14 protein-coding genes and 1 other RNA gene are annotated in these 17,704 nt (G+C 59.9%); 5 read left to right on the top strand and 10 right to left on the bottom strand.

What is annotated here, in order from left to right; genetic code table 11:
* Window positions 1-15: 15 nt before the first annotated feature.
* Both HEQ72_RS03600 and HEQ72_RS03595 read right to left on the bottom strand, forming a co-directional pair.
* The gene (locus tag HEQ72_RS03600) at window positions 16-858 is read right to left on the bottom strand and encodes a polyketide synthase dehydratase domain-containing protein (RefSeq protein ID WP_168022583.1); all 843 of its coding nucleotides are present in this window, start codon (window positions 856-858) and stop codon (window positions 16-18) included.
* Between the two features lie 54 nt (window positions 859-912).
* On the bottom strand, window positions 913-5,766 hold the full coding sequence (locus tag HEQ72_RS03595; protein WP_168022582.1) for a beta-ketoacyl synthase N-terminal-like domain-containing protein: 4,854 nt from the start codon (window positions 5,764-5,766) through the stop codon (window positions 913-915).
* 473 nt (window positions 5,767-6,239) lie between these two features.
* Between HEQ72_RS03595 and HEQ72_RS03590 the strand changes: the two genes are divergently transcribed.
* Complete coding sequence (locus tag HEQ72_RS03590) at window positions 6,240-7,115, top strand: universal stress protein (RefSeq protein WP_168020237.1); 876 nt, start codon at window positions 6,240-6,242, stop codon at window positions 7,113-7,115.
* A 41-nt stretch (window positions 7,116-7,156) separates the two neighbouring features.
* Complete coding sequence (locus HEQ72_RS03585; RefSeq protein WP_168022581.1) at window positions 7,157-7,621, top strand: hypothetical protein; 465 nt, start codon at window positions 7,157-7,159, stop codon at window positions 7,619-7,621.
* A 52-nt stretch (window positions 7,622-7,673) separates the two neighbouring features.
* Here HEQ72_RS03585 and HEQ72_RS03580 read toward each other — a convergent pair whose 3' ends face one another.
* Together HEQ72_RS03580 and ndk are read right to left on the bottom strand one after the other, a co-directional pair.
* Window positions 7,674-8,876: a pyridoxal phosphate-dependent aminotransferase gene (locus HEQ72_RS03580; RefSeq protein ID WP_168020241.1), complete on the bottom strand. Its 1,203-nt coding sequence runs from the start codon at window positions 8,874-8,876 to the stop codon at window positions 7,674-7,676.
* Window positions 8,877-9,077: 201 nt separating this feature from the next.
* Window positions 9,078-9,500 (bottom strand): nucleoside-diphosphate kinase, encoded by a 423-nt coding sequence (gene ndk / locus HEQ72_RS03575; RefSeq protein ID WP_066136653.1) that lies wholly within the window; start codon window positions 9,498-9,500, stop codon window positions 9,078-9,080.
* Window positions 9,501-9,726: 226 nt separating this feature from the next.
* Here ndk and HEQ72_RS03570 point away from each other — a divergent pair, with 226 nt between their 5' ends.
* Window positions 9,727-11,661 carry an ABC-F family ATP-binding cassette domain-containing protein gene (locus HEQ72_RS03570; RefSeq protein WP_168022580.1) on the top strand — a complete coding sequence of 645 codons (1,935 nt, stop codon included), beginning with the start codon at window positions 9,727-9,729 and terminating at the stop codon, window positions 11,659-11,661.
* A gap of 33 nt (window positions 11,662-11,694) precedes the next feature.
* Here the strand turns inward: HEQ72_RS03570 and HEQ72_RS03565 are convergent, their stop codons facing one another.
* The 6 genes from HEQ72_RS03565 to ssrA form a co-directional block, all read right to left on the bottom strand.
* The gene (locus HEQ72_RS03565; protein ID WP_168020244.1) at window positions 11,695-12,162 is read right to left on the bottom strand and encodes a DNA polymerase III subunit chi; all 468 of its coding nucleotides are present in this window, start codon (window positions 12,160-12,162) and stop codon (window positions 11,695-11,697) included.
* 95 nt (window positions 12,163-12,257) lie between these two features.
* Window positions 12,258-12,581 (bottom strand): ribbon-helix-helix domain-containing protein, encoded by a 324-nt coding sequence (locus tag HEQ72_RS11375; RefSeq protein ID WP_168020245.1) that lies wholly within the window; start codon window positions 12,579-12,581, stop codon window positions 12,258-12,260.
* A 107-nt stretch (window positions 12,582-12,688) separates the two neighbouring features.
* The gene (locus tag HEQ72_RS03555; protein ID WP_168020246.1) at window positions 12,689-13,399 is read right to left on the bottom strand and encodes an alpha/beta family hydrolase; all 711 of its coding nucleotides are present in this window, start codon (window positions 13,397-13,399) and stop codon (window positions 12,689-12,691) included.
* A 57-nt stretch (window positions 13,400-13,456) separates the two neighbouring features.
* A complete protein-coding gene (locus HEQ72_RS03550; protein WP_168020247.1) occupies window positions 13,457-15,067 on the bottom strand; it encodes a fumarate hydratase in 1,611 nt (536 codons plus the stop codon).
* Window positions 15,068-15,336: 269 nt separating this feature from the next.
* Window positions 15,337-15,867 carry an SspB family protein gene (locus HEQ72_RS03545; RefSeq protein ID WP_168020248.1) on the bottom strand — a complete coding sequence of 177 codons (531 nt, stop codon included), beginning with the start codon at window positions 15,865-15,867 and terminating at the stop codon, window positions 15,337-15,339.
* 46 nt (window positions 15,868-15,913) lie between these two features.
* Window positions 15,914-16,241: a transfer-messenger RNA gene (gene ssrA / locus HEQ72_RS03540) on the bottom strand.
* A 90-nt stretch (window positions 16,242-16,331) separates the two neighbouring features.
* On the opposite strand from ssrA, the gene HEQ72_RS03535 reads away from it, so the two are divergent.
* Both HEQ72_RS03535 and HEQ72_RS03530 read left to right on the top strand, forming a co-directional pair.
* Complete coding sequence (locus HEQ72_RS03535) at window positions 16,332-17,138, top strand: thymidylate synthase (RefSeq protein ID WP_168020352.1); 807 nt, start codon at window positions 16,332-16,334, stop codon at window positions 17,136-17,138.
* Window positions 17,135-17,689, top strand: coding sequence for a dihydrofolate reductase (locus HEQ72_RS03530; protein ID WP_168022579.1), 555 nt, complete (start codon window positions 17,135-17,137; stop codon window positions 17,687-17,689). Before HEQ72_RS03535 ends, HEQ72_RS03530 begins: the two co-directional genes overlap by 4 nt.
* Window positions 17,690-17,704: the final 15 nt, after the last annotated feature.

Raw genomic sequence — 17,704 nt, 5'->3', positions numbered from 1 at the left:
GGACCTCATACTCCTTCATTGTAGATGCGATGGCTTGACGCCCAGGTCAAAAACAGACAGCAAAGGGGTATACGCTTCATCAAAGACCGTAAGATTGGTACGAAACGGCGACAGTTTCTCCGTCAGCACAAAGGCTCTGTCCAACGCATGATCAGGCAATGCCTGATGCAATATCAGCCTCCCCAGGGAATAGGGCATCAGGCTTTCCCTGCGCTCACCGATGGAGATCGCCATACCCGCCTGGAATGCGCAGTCCAGCAAACCGGCCCATCCCAGAAAAATGCCATCATGGTTGCCAAGCCAGGACAACGCCTTGTTGGATTGGCGCTGCACATAACTGATGCGCCGGAAACAAGGCCCATAGACGATTCCCATATCGGCAAATGCAGCGTAAACCGCACTTCCCGGAAAGTGGTCCCCGGTCTGTTCATCAATCTGGTTGCGCACAGACAATGGTGTCGCCAGATGATCTGTGCATGTGGACACAGCCGCCACATTCAGGACACCACTCCCGCAGACCTCATGCCCGTGCTCGATACGAAAGTCTATGCGTCCGGGGCCTGCCTGCAACAACCGGATGTCTATCTCCGTCTCCGGCGCACCAGCAAGAACGGGACGCAACCAGACCACTTCATCAAGAACACCGGGACGAAAATCCGGTTTTTGCCTGGCAACCGCTCCCAAAGCCAGTTCCAGATACACCACGCCAGGCAGGACTTTCCAGCCACGCACACGATGGTGCGAGAAGTAAGGATGATCATCGCGTAACGTGACGCGGTACCCTCTACCGTCATCCAGAAGACGCCAGCATCCTTCCATATCAAAAAAAGAGTCCCTGACCTCACTATATGGTCTCATCACCAGCCCCTCTATCCCCCCGGTGCTGTCCCTGACAGCGCCAATTCGGTCCGTTCAGTCCCTGGCGTACCAATACGCACGCTCGTCAAACCGGTACGTTGGCAATCTCATTTTGACGACATCGGAACCCTCGTACAGACGCCACCAGTCAATGGAGCATCCCTCCAGATAGCGGACTCTTGTGTGCTCCAGCATCTCCGGATCATCCAGTTCACCGGGATCAACAACATCGGCAACGATCTGCCTGTACTGCGGCACATGCACACCGGAACAGCGGGAACGAAGCTGTAGCAGCAAGTCGTCCACCCCACTCACCAACCAAGCTTGCCTGTGCTCGAAATGCTCGCGCCCGCAACTCAGGGTAAAGGCCAGGTCAGCCAGTCCACACTCTGCCAGCACGGCACAATGCCCTGCGACAAAGTCTTCCAGTGCCGCCATATTTCCCATAAGAGAAGCCCCGGTACGGGCAGAAACCGGTATCAGATACCTGTCGTACCGGATCACGGAACGACGGTCCTGCCGGAATGGCGCAGACAGGACAACATGGGCATTGGTCCCCCCGAAACCGAAAGAACTGACGCCCGCAGTCAGCGGTTCCTCACCCTGCCAGGAAACGCTGTCCGCCAAGACCTGGAAAGGCGACGATGACAGGTCAATCTCGGGATTGAGCCGCTGAAAATGCAAATTGGCGGGCAAATGCCCATGCTCAAAGGCCTTGATAACCTTCACCATGGACGCAACGCCAGCCGCCGGCTCCAGGTGTCCGATATTTGACTTGACCGCACCAAGCCAAATCTTTTGTGCAGAACCCGGATCAACTCGTTCCTGAAACGCACGTTTCAGGGCCGCCACCTCCACAGGATCACCCAGACGGGTCCCTGTGCCATGGGTTTCAATGTAGCTGACCCGCCGCGCCAAGTCCGGCGTATAGGCATCCAGCAGGAGGCGATATTGCGCATTGGGGTTGGGGGATGTCAGTGAATTGGCCCTGCCGCCATGGTTTTCCGCCACATTCTCGATCACAGCATGGACAAGATCACCGTCTGCCTGCGCATCCCGTAATCTTTTTACAAAAAAACAGCCGTACCCCTCTCCCCTGACGTAACCATTGGCCCGCTCGTCAAACGTGGCACAACGGCTGTCCGGGGACATGAAACGCCCTGCCTCCAGCCCTTGATTGACCTGCGCGTCCAGAATCAGGTTTATGCCACCGACCATGGCCGCATCACAAACACGGGACTGCAGGTCACGACACGCTTTCACAAGCGCGGTCAACGCCCCGGAACATGCTGTGTCCAAGGTAAACGAAGGACCGTTCCAGTCGAAAAAAACAGACAAACGATTGGCCAGCATGCTCAGCGAATGACCTGACAGGGAATACGGCGTCTGCTCTTCGTTGTCACGGGCCTGCAACAGCGCGTAATCCCCACCCGCAGCCGCCATATAACAGCCAATCCGACCGCCGGACAGACGGGACGGTGCATAGCCCGCATCCTCCAGCGCTTTCCACGCAGCCTGCAACAACAGACGTTGACGTGGATCCATTCTGGATGCCTCCAGAGGCGAGATGGAGAAAAAGCGTGCGTCAAAACCCCTGACCGAAGAAATGAAACCCGCACGACAGTCCCGGATGGCCCGGTCCGCCGGCGCAACAGCAATACAGTCCTTGCGGTCCAGAAGGGCACGCCAGAATGTTGCCACATCATCCCCGCCCGGCAAGGTGGCCGCCATGCCAACAATCGCCAGTCTGGCATCTGCCGTCCCGTCAGGATGATGGACAACACCGGCTTTTTCCGTCCGGACGGCCTGATCCGGTGACTGGCGTTGGCAAATGGCTTCCGCCACCTCGTTGATGGTGTTGAACTGGTAAAATTCGTAACTGCGAAACACAATGTTGAAACGCTTCTGGATCGCAGCAGACAGCAGGTTATAACTGATCGAATTCAGGCCCAGCCATCCCAGGGGTTGGTCCGGGTCGGAAGCAGAAACGCCCAGACTCTCCCGCAGAATATCACGGATCTCCTGCTGTATCCCCTTCTCCTGCGGACGAACCCAAGACCGCGACCGGGAAACAGGCGGAGACGGCACAACAAGGGGCAACGCCTCGACAGGGGCCTCGCCCAGCCGTTTGACATCCGCCTTACCATTGGCCGTCAATGGAACAGTGGCCAGACAATGAATCGCCTTGGGCACCATATAATACGGCAATGTTTGCCGGCACCATTGCAAAGCCTGTTCTGTATCAAATCCACCCGCATCCGGAACCTGCACAAAGCAACACAGGTGCGGTTCCGGTTTGTTCCTGACAACGGTGAAAACCGTAACATCCGAAGCAAACGCCTTGATGCACTGACTGACCTCGCCGGTATCAACCCGATAGCCGTTCACCTTGCACTGACTGTCCAGGCGCCCGACATACTCTATGTTCCGGTGCGACAGGTAATGGACAATATCACCGGTTTTATAACCACGGACACCATCTGGTAACATGACAAAGGCCGGCTCGGACGGTGCATTCAAATACCCTTTGCCAACACACTCGCCGGCAATCATCAATTCACCCCTCATCCCGGGCACCACAGAGTTACCCCCGGAATCCAGAACGTAGTACGCACTGTTGAGCACCGGATGCCCCAAGGAAACCCGCCCAGCCTCTGTCACCCTGCAGCAACCAGCCCAGATCGTTGCCTCGGTCGGCCCGTACATGTTGTATAAGTGGCCTGTCTGCTCCAGAAGGTATTGAGCCAGATCCCTGTCCAGCGCTTCGCCACCGCACAGAATCCTCAGTTCGCCCGAAGCATGCCAGCCCGCCTGCTGCAGCATGCGCCACGTTGATGGCGTAGCCTGCACCACATCCACTTGACCCTGGTTCAGCACATCCCCCAGCAGATCGGCACTCATCCGAACCTGATCGGATACAACATGCAGGCTGCCTCCACATACAAGAGGCAGCAACAGCTCCAGTATGGAAATATCAAAGCTGACCGGCGTCAGGGCCAGCATGCGTTCCCCGGCCCGGAAACCCGGCGACACCCGCATTGAAGCAAGAAAGTTCGCCAGGTTGCGTTCACTGATCGCTACGCCCTTGGGCTTGCCGGTGGACCCCGACGTAAACATCACATATGCGGTTGCATCAGGTTGTGCATCCAGCATCAGTGCCTGTTCAAGGCCACCACCGGCACCAGGCTGCGTCATGGCAGCCTCAAGACAGGCCGGGACATCAACAACGGGCACGCCGGGAAACAAGGTCGCCGCCCTGGCGCACGTGCAGCTGTCAACCAACATGATACCGATATTGGATACATCAAGCATGGAAACAAGCCGTTCATCGGGCAACAGCGGGTCCATGGGCACAAAAGTGCGCTGCGATGCCATGACACCAAGGCACGCTGCCGGCAAGGCAACCGTACGCTCCAGAAAGATGCCGACAGCCGCACCCGGTGGGATATCCGCATGCGTGACAATGTCGCGGTACAAATGCCCAACAGCGGCATGGAGCTGCCGATAGGTCAGCAGCCCTGCCTGCCCGTCACTGACAGCCGGTTCATCGGGGCGCAAGCCCGATTCAGTCAGAAACCTTTCCAGAACACGTACATGTGGCGCAGCATCATCACGATCGCCGCGGATAACCGGCGTCAAAGGCTTCGTAACCGCGCATTCATGCAGAGGACGCTCCGGTGAAGTGGCAATAAAAGCCGCGACCCTGACAAAATTATCCGCCAAGGCCCTCAGTGTTTCTCCGGACAGGAAGCGGGACGATGAATCAAACGACAAAAAGAGCTGTTGGCCATCAAAACTGTAGTTGATGGCCACGTCATTCTGGCCTCCTGTATCCGGGCGTTTGGTCAGAACCATATGGCATCCCGCCAAATCCGGCGTTGCATAAGGCATAAGCCCATCAGAACAATTGACCACTAAATTGAACAATCGACCATGACGATTGGCTTCGGCGTCCGCCCACTGAATCAGGTGCTGCACAGGCACGCACTGATGCTTGCGCACATCCTGCCGTGCCTCTTTGACATGCGCAATCAGGCTGCTTCCCGACCGGGCGGGATCAACGACAAGAAACAAGGGAACAAGATTCGTATAACAACCAAATGCCTGCTGTTCATTTCGGCAATTCACCGTGTGAGACATGGTGACACGGCCATCGTCATCTTCTTCAGCTGTTGAATACAGCCTGACCACAGCACCTGTAACAGCAACAAGAAACTGAAACAGTGTCGTGTCCATACGCGCAAGCGTCTTGCTGACGGAAACAAGAAAGTCTTGCCCAAGCGTCCGCTTGACAGAAAGATACACCCCTCTCTCTTTCGGTATTCTGTAGCAGAATGGCAGCGCCCGGAACAGACGCGCGCCTTTCAGGCGGGCGGTCCAGTAATCAACAGATTCCTGCCCGACCGGTACCTCGGCAACAGCGAGAAACCCTGCAGCTACCTTCTGCCCAACGGCATCACACGCAGACTCCGGATGCTCCAGGGACTCCGAAAATGCATCCAAAAATGGCCGGTAGCACGCACCGTCAAAGACCATGTGGCTGAACTCAAGCTGCAGGGCCGTGACTTTTTCATTGTCAACAAAGCAGGCAAACCGGAACAGCTTGTCGCCTGATGGATCAACAGGTTCCACATGATCCCACTCCGAAACATCGGTAACACACTCCACAACCGTGCCCTGCAAACTGTTGCAGCCGACAAAAAGCTCGCCATCCCTCTCGAAAAAATAACCCAGCAGACACCCGAACCTGCTTGCGACAACCTCTCTCAGGGAGGAGTCAAGGCGCTGAAAGTCAATGGCTCCATCTATGGCAAACCTGTACCTTAATGTAAGACCCGGATCATCGGGGTTAATTTTATGGCGCATCCACTGAAACTGTTCGTAACTGGTTGCCTTGCGCAATGTCATTTAGCCCCCACGCACCGATACCCTGTCATACAGGCAGTACAGACCCGGTCAGTCCTCCCCCCCCAGCCTCCCGCCCCCCGGTGGCAATGAACAGCCAAGACGCCTGACTCTCCACCTCTTGCGGTTCACTTCAACCATAAAGACATTAAAGACTTGAGTTCCGATCTTGTTACGACAAACAAGATGACCACTTCAAGTAGATAATTAATAAAAATACACTATAAAGTGAAATCATGACGCCATATCCTGTCCGGAACTGTTTTCTGCCACCCCGGAGCCTGCACAACACCATGACATTCACGCACACAGAAAATGTGCACACCTTTCATCCGGATCATACGGCATCATTCTCTACCCCCGCTTGTCTCTTGGGCTTTTCTGGAACCGGGAACTGGTTCATACTCCCCTGCATACCATAAGGAGAGGAGGCAGCCACGCGCACACCTCTCCCGCTACGAAGGGAGCCTGTATAGATGTCCAGTTTACGCATCCTGCAAGCGGTTGTTCCAGATACCGAGGGCGGCATTTCAACACTTGAAACAGCGCTGCTTGTTGCAAGGGATTTTGCCGCCCACGTCCAGGTTCTCCACGTGCGCCCTGACCCGGCACAGGCTGTCCCCTTGGTGGGTGAAGCCATGTCCGGGGCCATGGTTGATGAAATGATCCGCCTGTGTGAAACCCGTGGCCGCGAACAGTCCAACCGGGTGCATGCCCTGTTTGACAGCCTTGTAACCCGCTACAGCCTTCCCATTGTCGAAGAACCACCGGGACCGTCGTCTGTTTCGATCTCCTTCCGCGAGGAAACAGGGTCCGAAGACAGCATCGCAACACGTCTGGGGCGTTTGTGCGATCTGGTCATTGCCGGGCGCCCGACCGGAGAAGAAGACCCGTGGCTGGAGGCAACCCTGAACGCCGTGCTGATGGACAGCGTGCGCCCCTTGTTGGTTGCCCCGCGTACTCCGGTGCGTCAACTGGGAAAATCTGTCGTCATTGCCTGGAACAACAGCCCGGAAGCGGTGCGGGCCATCCATGCCTCGCTGCCTTTCCTGCTGAAGGCCGAAACCATCACCGTGCTGGTTGCCGATGAAGGCCATGCCGATGCCGCAACACGGGACCTGGAACATTGGCTTGGCTGGCATGGGCTTGCCATCAAGACCCGCCAGATCAAACCCACCGGGCTGACCGGCAATGCCGTCGGCGGTGCCCTGCTGGAAGCTGCCAGCCAGGAACAGGCCGACCTTCTGGTCATGGGCGCCTTTACCCACTCCCGACTACGCCAATTGATCCTGGGCGGCGTCACACGCCATGTCCTGGATCATACCACCATGCCCCTGCTGCTGTGTCATTGAGCGCACGGTACGCAGGAAAAGCCCCAGGATACAGACGTGTTATGACTCCGCGACCGTCACGCATGCTGAAAACCGTGTGGATCGCCCTTGTGACCTGTCTTGTCCTGGGATCAACGGCAAGCGCCCTGTTCCTGCGGGATGCGTTGCGTGAACAAAAAGCAGCCCAGGACGCAATGATCGCCCGCAATATTGAAGCCGGCGCACGCGTCATGGAGCTGGAACAGCAGGTTGCGGAACTGGAAGCCCGGGTCCATGAACTGGCGGACTATAATGCCAACCTGAACCAGCGGCTTGACTCCACCTATGCCCCGACCGAGGTCAGGGGCATGGCAGACTTCCCGGTCCTGCGCGGCATGGCCCGCCACGGCGACACGGTGGAAAGCTTCGCCCGGCGCGAAGGCACAAACCCTGATGTCATCCTTGCCCTGAACCCATGGCTGCGGGGACGCCGGGAACCCATGGTCGACTACCAAACCGTCTGGATCCCCAAGGTACCCCGCTCCTGACAGCCGTCAGCCAGGCACCCCGGATCGCGGTGCCGGCCGACAGAATACCTGTTCAGGACAGGCTGGCGCAGAAACGCTGGATCCGGGTGCAGGCTTCGGTCAGGACCTGTTCCGATGTGGCATACGAAATGCGGAAGTACGGAGACAGGCCAAACGCCTCGCCCTGCACGGCGGCCACACCCTCGGCTTCCAGAAGTTCGGTGACGAAATCACTGTCGCTGGAAATGGTACGCCCGGACGGAGCCTTCTTGCCCATTACCCCGGCGCAGGACGGGTACACATAAAACGCCCCTTCGGGGGTCAGGCAGGTCAACCCCCTTGCCGCGTTCAGCATCCGGACCACCAGATCCCGACGGGCACGGAAAGCCTCGCGCCAGGCCGGGAAGAAATCCATCGGCTGCGACAGCGCAGCAGCAGCAGCAGCCTGGGAAATGGAGCTGGTATGCGTGCTGCTCTGGGACTGCACCATGTTGATCGCCTTGATCAGCGGCAGCGGCCCACCGGCATAGCCAACCCGCCAGCCGGTCATGGCAAAGGACTTGGACACACCGTTCATGGTCAGCGTACGGTCGATCAGCTTTGGTTCAACCTGGGCAATGGTGGCAAAGCGGAAGCCGTCGTAAACCAGATGCTCGTACATGTCGTCGGTCATCACCCACACGTGCGGATGCTTCAGCAGAACATCGGCCAAGGCGCGCAGGTCGGCGGCGGAATAAGCCGCCCCGGTCGGGTTGCTGGGGCTGTTGAGGATCAGCCATTTTGTTTTCGGGGTAATGGCCTTTTCAAGTGCCGCCGGTGTCAGCTTGAAGCCATCGGCCTCGCCACAGGCCACAAAGACCGGAGTTCCACCGGCCAGAAGGGTAATATCCGGATAGGATACCCAGTACGGGGCCGGAATAATCACTTCGTCACCGGCATCCACGGTCGCCATGATGGCGTTGTAGATGACCTGCTTGCCACCACACCCCACCGTGATCTGGTCCGGCGTATAGGTCAGCCCATTTTCGCGGTGGAACTTCTCCACAATCGCCTTGCGCAGGACCAGTGTACCGGCAACCGGGGTGTACTTGGTCTCGCCACGGTCCATGGCTGCCTTTGCTGCCGCCTTGACATGATCCGGGGTGTCAAAGTCCGGCTCTCCGGCACCAAGACCAATCACATCACGCCCGGCCGCTTTCAGGTCGGCGGCTTTCTGGGTCACGGCAATGGTCGGGGAAGGTTTGATGGCAGACAGGCGGCTGGCAAGAATGGACATGGTGGGCCTCTGTGGATAAAGCACCCCGGAACGGGGGCAGTGACAACAGCACGGTCGGAACACCGCGCAGGCTGCACCCTATCCAACACGGGACACGGGCGCAACCGCTCACGCTTGCCTGATCCACAGCGGTGACATGTAAAAAAGGCAGGCCCCCCCGATGGAACCTGCCTTTTCAGCGTCATCAATCCGTACGCAGGATCAGCCGACAATCTCCGACTGGGAGAAGAAGAAGGCAATCTCGGCGGCGGCATTTTCCGGGCTGTCGGAACCGTGGACCGAGTTGGCCTCGATCGACTCGGCAAAATCAGCCCGAATGGTGCCGGGGTCAGCATTAGCCGGGTTGGTGGCGCCCATGATCTCGCGGTTTTTCAGGACGGCGTTTTCACCTTCCAGAACCTGAACCACCACCGGGCCGGACATCATGAAGGACACCAGATCCGGGAAGAAGGACCGCTCGCGGTGCACGGCATAAAAACCTTCGGCCTGGTCACGGGTCAGACGCAGACGCTTCTGGGCAACAATACGCAGACCGGAATCCTCGAACCGGGCATTGATCTTGCCGGTCAGGTTGCGACGGGTGGCATCGGGCTTGATAATGGACAGGGTACGTTCAACAGTCATGATCAGCATGTTCCTTGAAAGGCACGGGGCCCTTTCGGAAAGGGGGACATCCCCGCCCGACAGGCATAAGGAAGACGAACAGCGCCCGCCCCGGGATCCGGAAGGCAGGCACAAAACTTTCGCCGGGGGTTATACCTGCAAAGCACTGCCCTGACAACCAACTGTTTTGCACCGGCACACAACGACCATTTTGCATCCACTCCGGATGTATGCTAGACGAACGCCCATGCTGCACCTGAATTCCGTCCTGTTTCGCCTTGGCGGCCGCGTCCTTCTGGACGGCGCCTCGGCCCACATCCCTGCCGGGGCCCGGGTTGGCCTGGTTGGCCGCAACGGCACCGGCAAATCCACCCTGATCAAGCTGATCACCGGCGACCTTGCCCCCGACGGGGGTGAAATCCGCACCCGCTCCCGGGCCAGGATCGGCTATCTGCGCCAGGAAGCCTCGGAAAGCACCGGATCGCTGATCGATACCGTGCTGGCTGCCGACACCGAACGCTCGGCCCTGCTGCAACGCCTGGAACAGGATCCCCCGCCCGGGGAGCTGGCCGATATCCACGAACGCCTGAATGCCATCGATGCCCACAGCGCCCCGGCGCGGGCTGCACGCATTTTGTCCGGGCTTGGCTTTCCCGCCACCGACCATGAACGCCCGGTGCAGGACTATTCCGGCGGCTGGCGCATGCGCGTGGCCCTGGCTGCCGTCCTGTTCTCCCGCCCCGACCTGCTGCTGCTGGACGAGCCGACCAACCACCTGGATCTGGAAGCCACGCTTTGGTTGCAGGGCTATCTGGCCCAGTGGCCCGGCACCCTGGTGGTTATCTCGCATGACCGCGACCTGCTGAACCAGGTGCCAAACCGGATCCTGCACCTGGAAAACCGGACCCTGACCAGCTACGGCGGCAATTACGACACGTTCGAGAAGACACGGCGCGAGAAACTGGACCTGCAGGTCAAGGGAAACGCCAAACTTCTGGAACAGCGCAAGAAGATGGAAGGGTTCATCGCCCGCTTCCGCGCCAAGGCCAGCAAGGCCCGCCAGGCCCAGAGCCGCATGAAAATGCTGGAGAAAATGGATCTGCCGGTCAGTGTGGTCGAAGAACGCACCATTGTGCTGGACTTCCCCGACCCGGAACCCCTGCCCCCGCCCATGATCGCCATCAATGACGCCAGCGTCGGCTATGGCGGAAAGACCGTTCTGCGCGACATCTCCCTGCGCCTGGACATGGACGATCGTATTGCGCTGCTCGGGGCCAACGGGAACGGAAAATCCACCCTGGCAAAACTGCTGACCGGACGACTGGACCCTATGTCAGGCACCGTGCAGCGGTCTTCAAAACTGCGCATCGGCTATTTCGCCCAGCACCAGACCGATGAACTGAACCCCGAGGATACCCCGCTTGGCCACATGACCCGCGCCATGACCCCCAAAGGCGGCTCTGCCCCGCCGGAAAGCCGGGTCCGCGCCTTTCTTGGCCGGTTCGGGTTTGGCGTTGACCATGCCACAACACGGGTGGCCAAGCTTTCCGGCGGCGAGAAGGCCCGCCTGCTGATCGCGCTGATGTGCCGGGAACAGCCGCACCTGATCGTGCTGGACGAACCCACCAACCACCTGGACATTGATACCCGCGATTCCCTGATGTCGGCCCTCAACGCCTTTGGCGGGGCTGTGGTACTGATCGCCCACGACACCCACCTGGTCGAGGCCTGTGCCGACCGGCTGTGGCTGGTGGCCGATGGCCAGGTCCAGCCCTTTGACGGCGACATGGCAGATTACCGGCAGTGGTTGCTGGACCGCGCGCGCGATGACCGCCGGGGCAGCACCGGCAAGACCGGGAATGACGATGCGGGCACAGCCCGGACAGGCACAGCAAGCAACCGCCGCGAGGACCGGCGCCTGGCCGCGCAGATCCGCGCCCGCCTGGCCCCCTTGCGCCAGCGTGTGGAACGGTGCGAACAACAGGTCACGCGCCTGAATGCCCGCCGGGATGATCTGGAAGCAAAGCTGGCTGACCCGACCCTGTACAGCGGACCGGATGACACGGTGGCCGCCCTGCGCATGGAACTGGGGGCTGTTGGCCGCGACCTTCAAATGGCTGAGGACCGGTGGCTGAAGGCCGTGGAGGAACTGGAGGAAGCCAGCGCCCGCGAGCAGGCCTAGCGCACCAAGGCACCATACCCTTTCAGTGGTTGTTCACGCCCCGGCGTTGGCGCTGGCCTTTTCCACCCAGCGCCCGTCGGCGGATTGCTGCCAGTACCGCAGCGCGTGCCCCTCTTCCCGTCGCTGGCGCCAGCGTTCCCGTGCCTGGGCAACCGAAGCCTCGTCCAGCCCGTTGAACAGGTCAAACACCCGCTCCATGCCCTCGACCAGGGTACTGTCACTGCCATCACACAAAAACAGGTAACCGGCCCCGTTGGCATTGTCCTGCGGATCCTCGGTCAGCCACACCGGCTGCTCTTCGGCGTATCCGTCCCGGCGGGATCCATGCGGCAGCCATCCGTCGCGGTCATTCCACAAAGCCTGCACCAGATCTTCCACCCGCTCCTCTGAACCTGCCACCACCAAAGCCCTTTCTCCGGTCTGCAGGACACGGGTCAGCAGGCGCGGCAGAACCTCTTCCAGACGGGATCGTTGCAGGTGATAAAAATCAATACGGGCCATTACACACCAACAGGGTCACACAGATCAGGGAACAGTGCCGCCCCGGCGGGCCACAGGCAAGAAAAACACGCACCCCGGCCCACAAGGCAAGACCATCAGGATGCAGATGTATCCGGCGCGGGAGGGGATACAACAGCCCGGCGCCGGAACCATTCAAGGATATACACCCTGACCGCACTGGACAAATTGCCGCCCGCGTTATGACTGCGGGCAGAATCAATTTCCGAAACCATGGCATTGATACTCAGGCCGCGGGCTGCAGCAATAGAACGCAGTGCGTCCCAGAACACATCTTCCAGCGATACCGATGTAGGATGTCCGGCAATACGGACACTGCGCTTGATAACCGTACTGCCACCACCATTCCGCTCGGGCGGAACAGCGGGCGCATTGGCCGGAATACTCTGGGGCCCGGTCATGACTGCCTCCCTCTTCGGGGCTGGACCATACCGGCCCCGCCAGTATCCTATTTATACATTCATTTTCCACAGGGGCAACAGATACGTAAACATGTGAACATCCTGTTCTACGGTAAATAGATACCATTGCCCGGCAGCCCGGCAACAAAATCTGCCACAGCCCCGGCAGCCCGACACAGGTGTTCTTCTGCCCGGTAACCAGACGATACCCTGGGGCAAAGGTCATGATCACCGTCACACATCCAGAGAATGTCCAGGCTTGATGGCAACCGCAACGTATCAACCAACGCCCTGCCCCCCAGAGGATCCCGTGTGCCTTGAACAATCAACCCCGGGACTGAAAGGTTTTCCAGCGGCGCACATCGCTTTTCCACCCGTCCCGGCTTCCGGGCCGGATGAAAGGGATAGCCCAGGGCCACCACACCATCAGCTCCGACCTCGGCTGCGATCATAACCGCCATGCGCCCACCCATCGATTTACCCCCGATTGCCAGACAGGGTGGACGAAACAAGGCCCGCGCCTGCATCACAGTCTCTGTCCATGCCTGCAACAGAGCTGGCTCCCGGTCCGGAGGCCGCCGCCCCCCATGCCCCGCACGGCGTGCCGCCATATAGGGAAACTCGAACCGCAGCACGGCCACCCCTGCTTCCGACACCAACCGGGCCATGGCCTTCATGAAGGGGCTGTCCATGGGAGCACCGGCACCGTGCGCCAGAATCAGGAGCGGAACCGACAGCGGCACACCAGAAGGACCATCCGGGCCATCGAACATCCACCCCCGCGCCGTCGCCATGGCCCCGGCAGACGAAACCATCATGCCAGCGCCACCTTGCGGAAAAGCCTGCCTGCACCCGACATGACGCCGGAACCTCCCTCAAAGCTGGCGGAAAAAGTCATTGCCCTTGTCATCAACAATGATAAAGGCCGGGAAGTTTTCCACCTCGATCTTCCACACGGCTTCCATGCCCAGCTCGGGATACTCCAGAACCTCCACCTTGCGGATGGACTGCACCGCCAGCTGGGCCGCCGCACCGCCGATGGATCCCAGATAAAAGCCGCCATGCTTCTTGCAGGCTTCCTTGACCGCCGCGCTGCGGTTGCCCTTGGCCAGCATGACCATGGAGCCGCCATGGGACTGGAACAGGTCCACATACGCATCCATGCGCCCGGCTGTTGTCGGACCGAACGACCCGGAGGCATACCCGTCCGGCGTCTTGGAAGGACCGGCATAGTACACCGGATGGTTCTTGATGTAGTCCGGCAACCCCTTGCCGGCATCCAGGCGTTCCTTCAGCTTGGCATGGGCAATATCACGCGCCACCACCATGGTTCCGGTCAGGCTGACGCGGGTCTTGATCGGGTAGCGCGACAGGGTGGCGCGGATCTGCTCCATCGGCTGGTTCAGGTTGATCTGCACCACTTCGCCAGACAGCTTGTCCTCGCGCACGTCGGGCATATAACGGGCCGGGTCGGTCTCCAGCGCTTCCAGAAACACACCGTCACGGGTGATCTTGCCCAGCATCTGCCGGTCGGCCGAACACGATACACCCAGCCCGACCGGGCAGCTGGCACCGTGGCGCGGCAAGCGGATCACCCGCACGTCATGGCAGAAGTACTTGCCGCCGAACTGGGCCCCGATCCCCAGCGTGCGAGTAATCTCCAGCACCTGCTGCTCCATCTCGATATCGCGGAATGCCTGGCCGAACTTGCCGCCCGATGTCGGCAAACCATCCAGATACCGGGCTGATGCCAGCTTGACCGTTTTCAGGGTCATCTCCGCCGATGTGCCACCTATGACCAGTGCGAGGTGATAGGGCGGACAGGCCGAGGTCCCCAGCTTGATCACGGACTCCGACACAAACTTGCGCAGGCTGTCCGGGTTGAGCAGCGCCTTGGTTTCCTGGAACAGGAATGTCTTGTTCGCCGATCCGCCCCCTTTGGCCATAACCATGAATTTGTAGGCCGCCCCTTCGGTTGCATACAGGTCAATCTGGGCCGGCAGGTTGTTGCCGGTGTTCGACTCCTCGAACATCGACAGCGGCGTCAGCTGTGAATACCGCAAATTCAGGCGGGTATAGGCATCGGCAATGCCCTGCGACAGATACAGGGCATCATCAACCCCGGTCCAGATCCGCTGCCCCTTCTTGCCCATGACAATCGCCGTGCCGGTGTCCTGGCACATCGGCAGAATCCCGCCGGCGGCAATATTGGCATTCTTCAGCAACTCCAGCGCGACAAAGCGGTCGTTGGCCGATGCCTCGCTGTCGTCAACAATCGCCCGCAGCTGGGCCAGGTGCCCGGGGCGCAACAGGTGGGAAATATCGCGGATTGCCTCGGCCGAAAGCTGAACCAATGCCTGTGGGTCAACCACCACCATCTCCTGCCCGGCAAAGGACTCGGTCCGGACATAATCGCCGTCCAGACGACGCCAAGGGGTTGTATCCTCTCCCAAGGGGAAGATTTCGGCAAAAGCGGCATCAATCATGGTGGTTTCCCTGCATAACAAGCGGCCCGGCCCGGCTGGTTGCGGCAGGGCGCGGGCAGAACTCTCCCGTTGGCCGGGTATAGATCGAAACGTCCGGCCCGTCCAGACAAGGACCCGGCGAAAACCGGATCAGGCACCCCCCTGGACCTGCCAGCCCGCCCGGACCCGGCCTCCCTGATACAACAGGACCATCCCCCCGGCATGGCCACACAGAAAACGGGCACCTGCCAGAGGTGCCCGTACACAGTCATAAAATGCAGGAACCACGCCTATTTGCGGCGAAAGGCGTCCAGAGCCACAACATTGCTGCCATCCGAAGGGCCGGTGGAGTCATCGCCCGGGGCATCATCCGTATTCCGGGCAACAGGCTCGCCATCGCCGTATTCCGGATCGTCGTACCCGTCGTCCTCGCTCCCGTCATCCTCCATGTCCACATCCACATCAAGCCCGCCACGAAACTGCAGGCCAAAACGGGCATACGGATCGGCAAAGGCGGTCACAGCCGCAAACGGCACCCGCAAATGCTCCGTTTGTCCGGAAAACGACAGGTCAACGGAAAACATCACGTCATCAACCGTCAGGTTCCAGAACTGGTGCTGCAGGACAATGGTCATTTCTTCCGGATAGCGCGCCCGCAAACGGGAAGACATCACAACCCCGTCGGCATCAGTCTGGAACGTAATGTAAAAATGATGCCCGCCGGGCAAGCCCTGGTCGCGCGCGCCCCTCAGCACATCGCGCAACACCGTGCGCAATGCCTGCTCAACCAGGTCTTCGTAGGAAATGTGGATCTCGCTCAAACTGTCAACTCCCGGCACTGCAGATCCGGCCCCGTCAGGTAACCAAAGTGGGGGGCTTCTGTTGCCCGGTGCCCCCCGGACCGCGCTTACCGGCAATTAAGCGGCAGCGGCAAGTTCAACGTTGTCGTTGGCACTTGTAGAGTTCAGCCCGATAACGGCGGATACTATACCGGGCACAGCCTAGGCCTTTACTACGCGCGTCGATCCTGTTTCGTCCCCACAGATCCACCCTGCCCGGCAGGGAGGAGTGATGGTGGAGACGCCGGGTACCGCCCCCGGGTCCGCTACGCCTATTCCGCAAAGGGTTTAGCGCCATAGCCGGGCAAGCCCGGCAAGTACAAGACTATAGGGTCTTGCCCTGTGCATGCAAGCGAAACCGCACAGAGATTCTGCCCTTGCGCCACAAAGGCAGAATACGCTTTATAGACCCTGTCATCCTTCGCAACACCGAGGCCACAATTCCCATGCAACAGTACCACGACCTGATGCGGCTGGTTCTGGAAACCGGCCACCGCAAGGCCGACCGCACCGGAACAGGCACCCTGTCCCTGTTCGGGCACCAGATGCGCTTTGACCTGGAAGACGGATTCCCCCTTCTCACCACCAAGAAACTGCACCTGAAGTCCATTGCCTACGAGCTGCTGTGGTTCCTGCGCGGGGATACCAACATCGCCTGGCTGAAGGAACACGGCGTTTCCATCTGGGATGAATGGGCTGATGAAAACGGCAACCTCGGCCCGGTCTATGGGGCGCAGTGGCGGTCGTGGCCGGCCCCGACGCCCGACAGCCCGGACCGGACCCTGGACCAGATCCGCACCGTGGTGGACAGCCTGCGCACCAACCCGGATTCGCGGCGCCACATCGTGTCGGCCTGGAATCCGGCGCAGGTGGACTCCATGGCCCTTCCCCCGTGCCACTGCCTGTTCCAGTTCCACGTGGCGGAAGGCCGCCTGTCCTGCCAGCTGTACCAGCGCTCTGCCGACATTTTTCTCGGGGTGCCGTTCAATATCGCCTCCTATGCCCTGCTGACCCTGATGATGGCGCAGGTCACCGGCCTCCAGCCCGGGGAGTTTATCCACACCCTGGGGGATGCGCACCTGTACCTCAACCATCTGGATCAGGCCCGCGAACAGCTGACCCGCAAGCCGATGGCCCTGCCACGGATGACTCTCAACCCGGCCGTGACCAACCTGTTCAAGTTCCGGTACGAAGATTTCACCCTGGAAGGTTACAACGCCCATCCCCACATCAAGGCTCCGGTTGCAGTATGACAAAAACCAGTACACCGGCCACAGCACGCCCCCTGGTCTCGCTGATTGTTGCCGTCGCCCGTAACGGGGTGATCGGCCACAACAACACCCTGCCGTGGAAACTGTCCGATGACCTGCAGTATTTCCGCCGCATGACCATGGGAAAACCGGTTCTGATGGGGCGCAAAACCTTCCTGTCCCTGGGCCGCCCCCTGCCCGGACGGACCAACATCGTCCTGACCCGCAATCCGTCCTGGACAGCCAACGGCATTCTGACCGCAGGCTCTCTGGATCAAGCCATCGACCTTGCCGCCCGCGATCCACTGGGACAGGAAAGCGGGGAAATCATGATTATCGGGGGGGCAGAACTCTATGCGCGGACCCTGGATCGTGCCGACCGGGTCTACAGGACCGATGTCCATATGGACCCACAGGGCGATGCCTTCTTTCCCGCGCTGGACCCGGCACTCTGGCACGAAACCAGCTGCCGGGAGGGAGCACCGGCACCCGATGGCACCCGGACCCACACCTTCCGGATCCTGGAAATACGGCGACCGGACCAGAACGGCTGAGCCTTCGTCCCGGTT

It is taken from the genome of Haematospirillum sp. 15-248 (assembly GCF_012102665.1).
Taxonomy (GTDB): Bacteria; Pseudomonadota; Alphaproteobacteria; order Rhodospirillales; family Rhodospirillaceae; genus Haematospirillum.
Note: the sequence above shows the minus strand (reverse complement) of the source record. Positions and strands in the feature narration are given on the sequence as shown.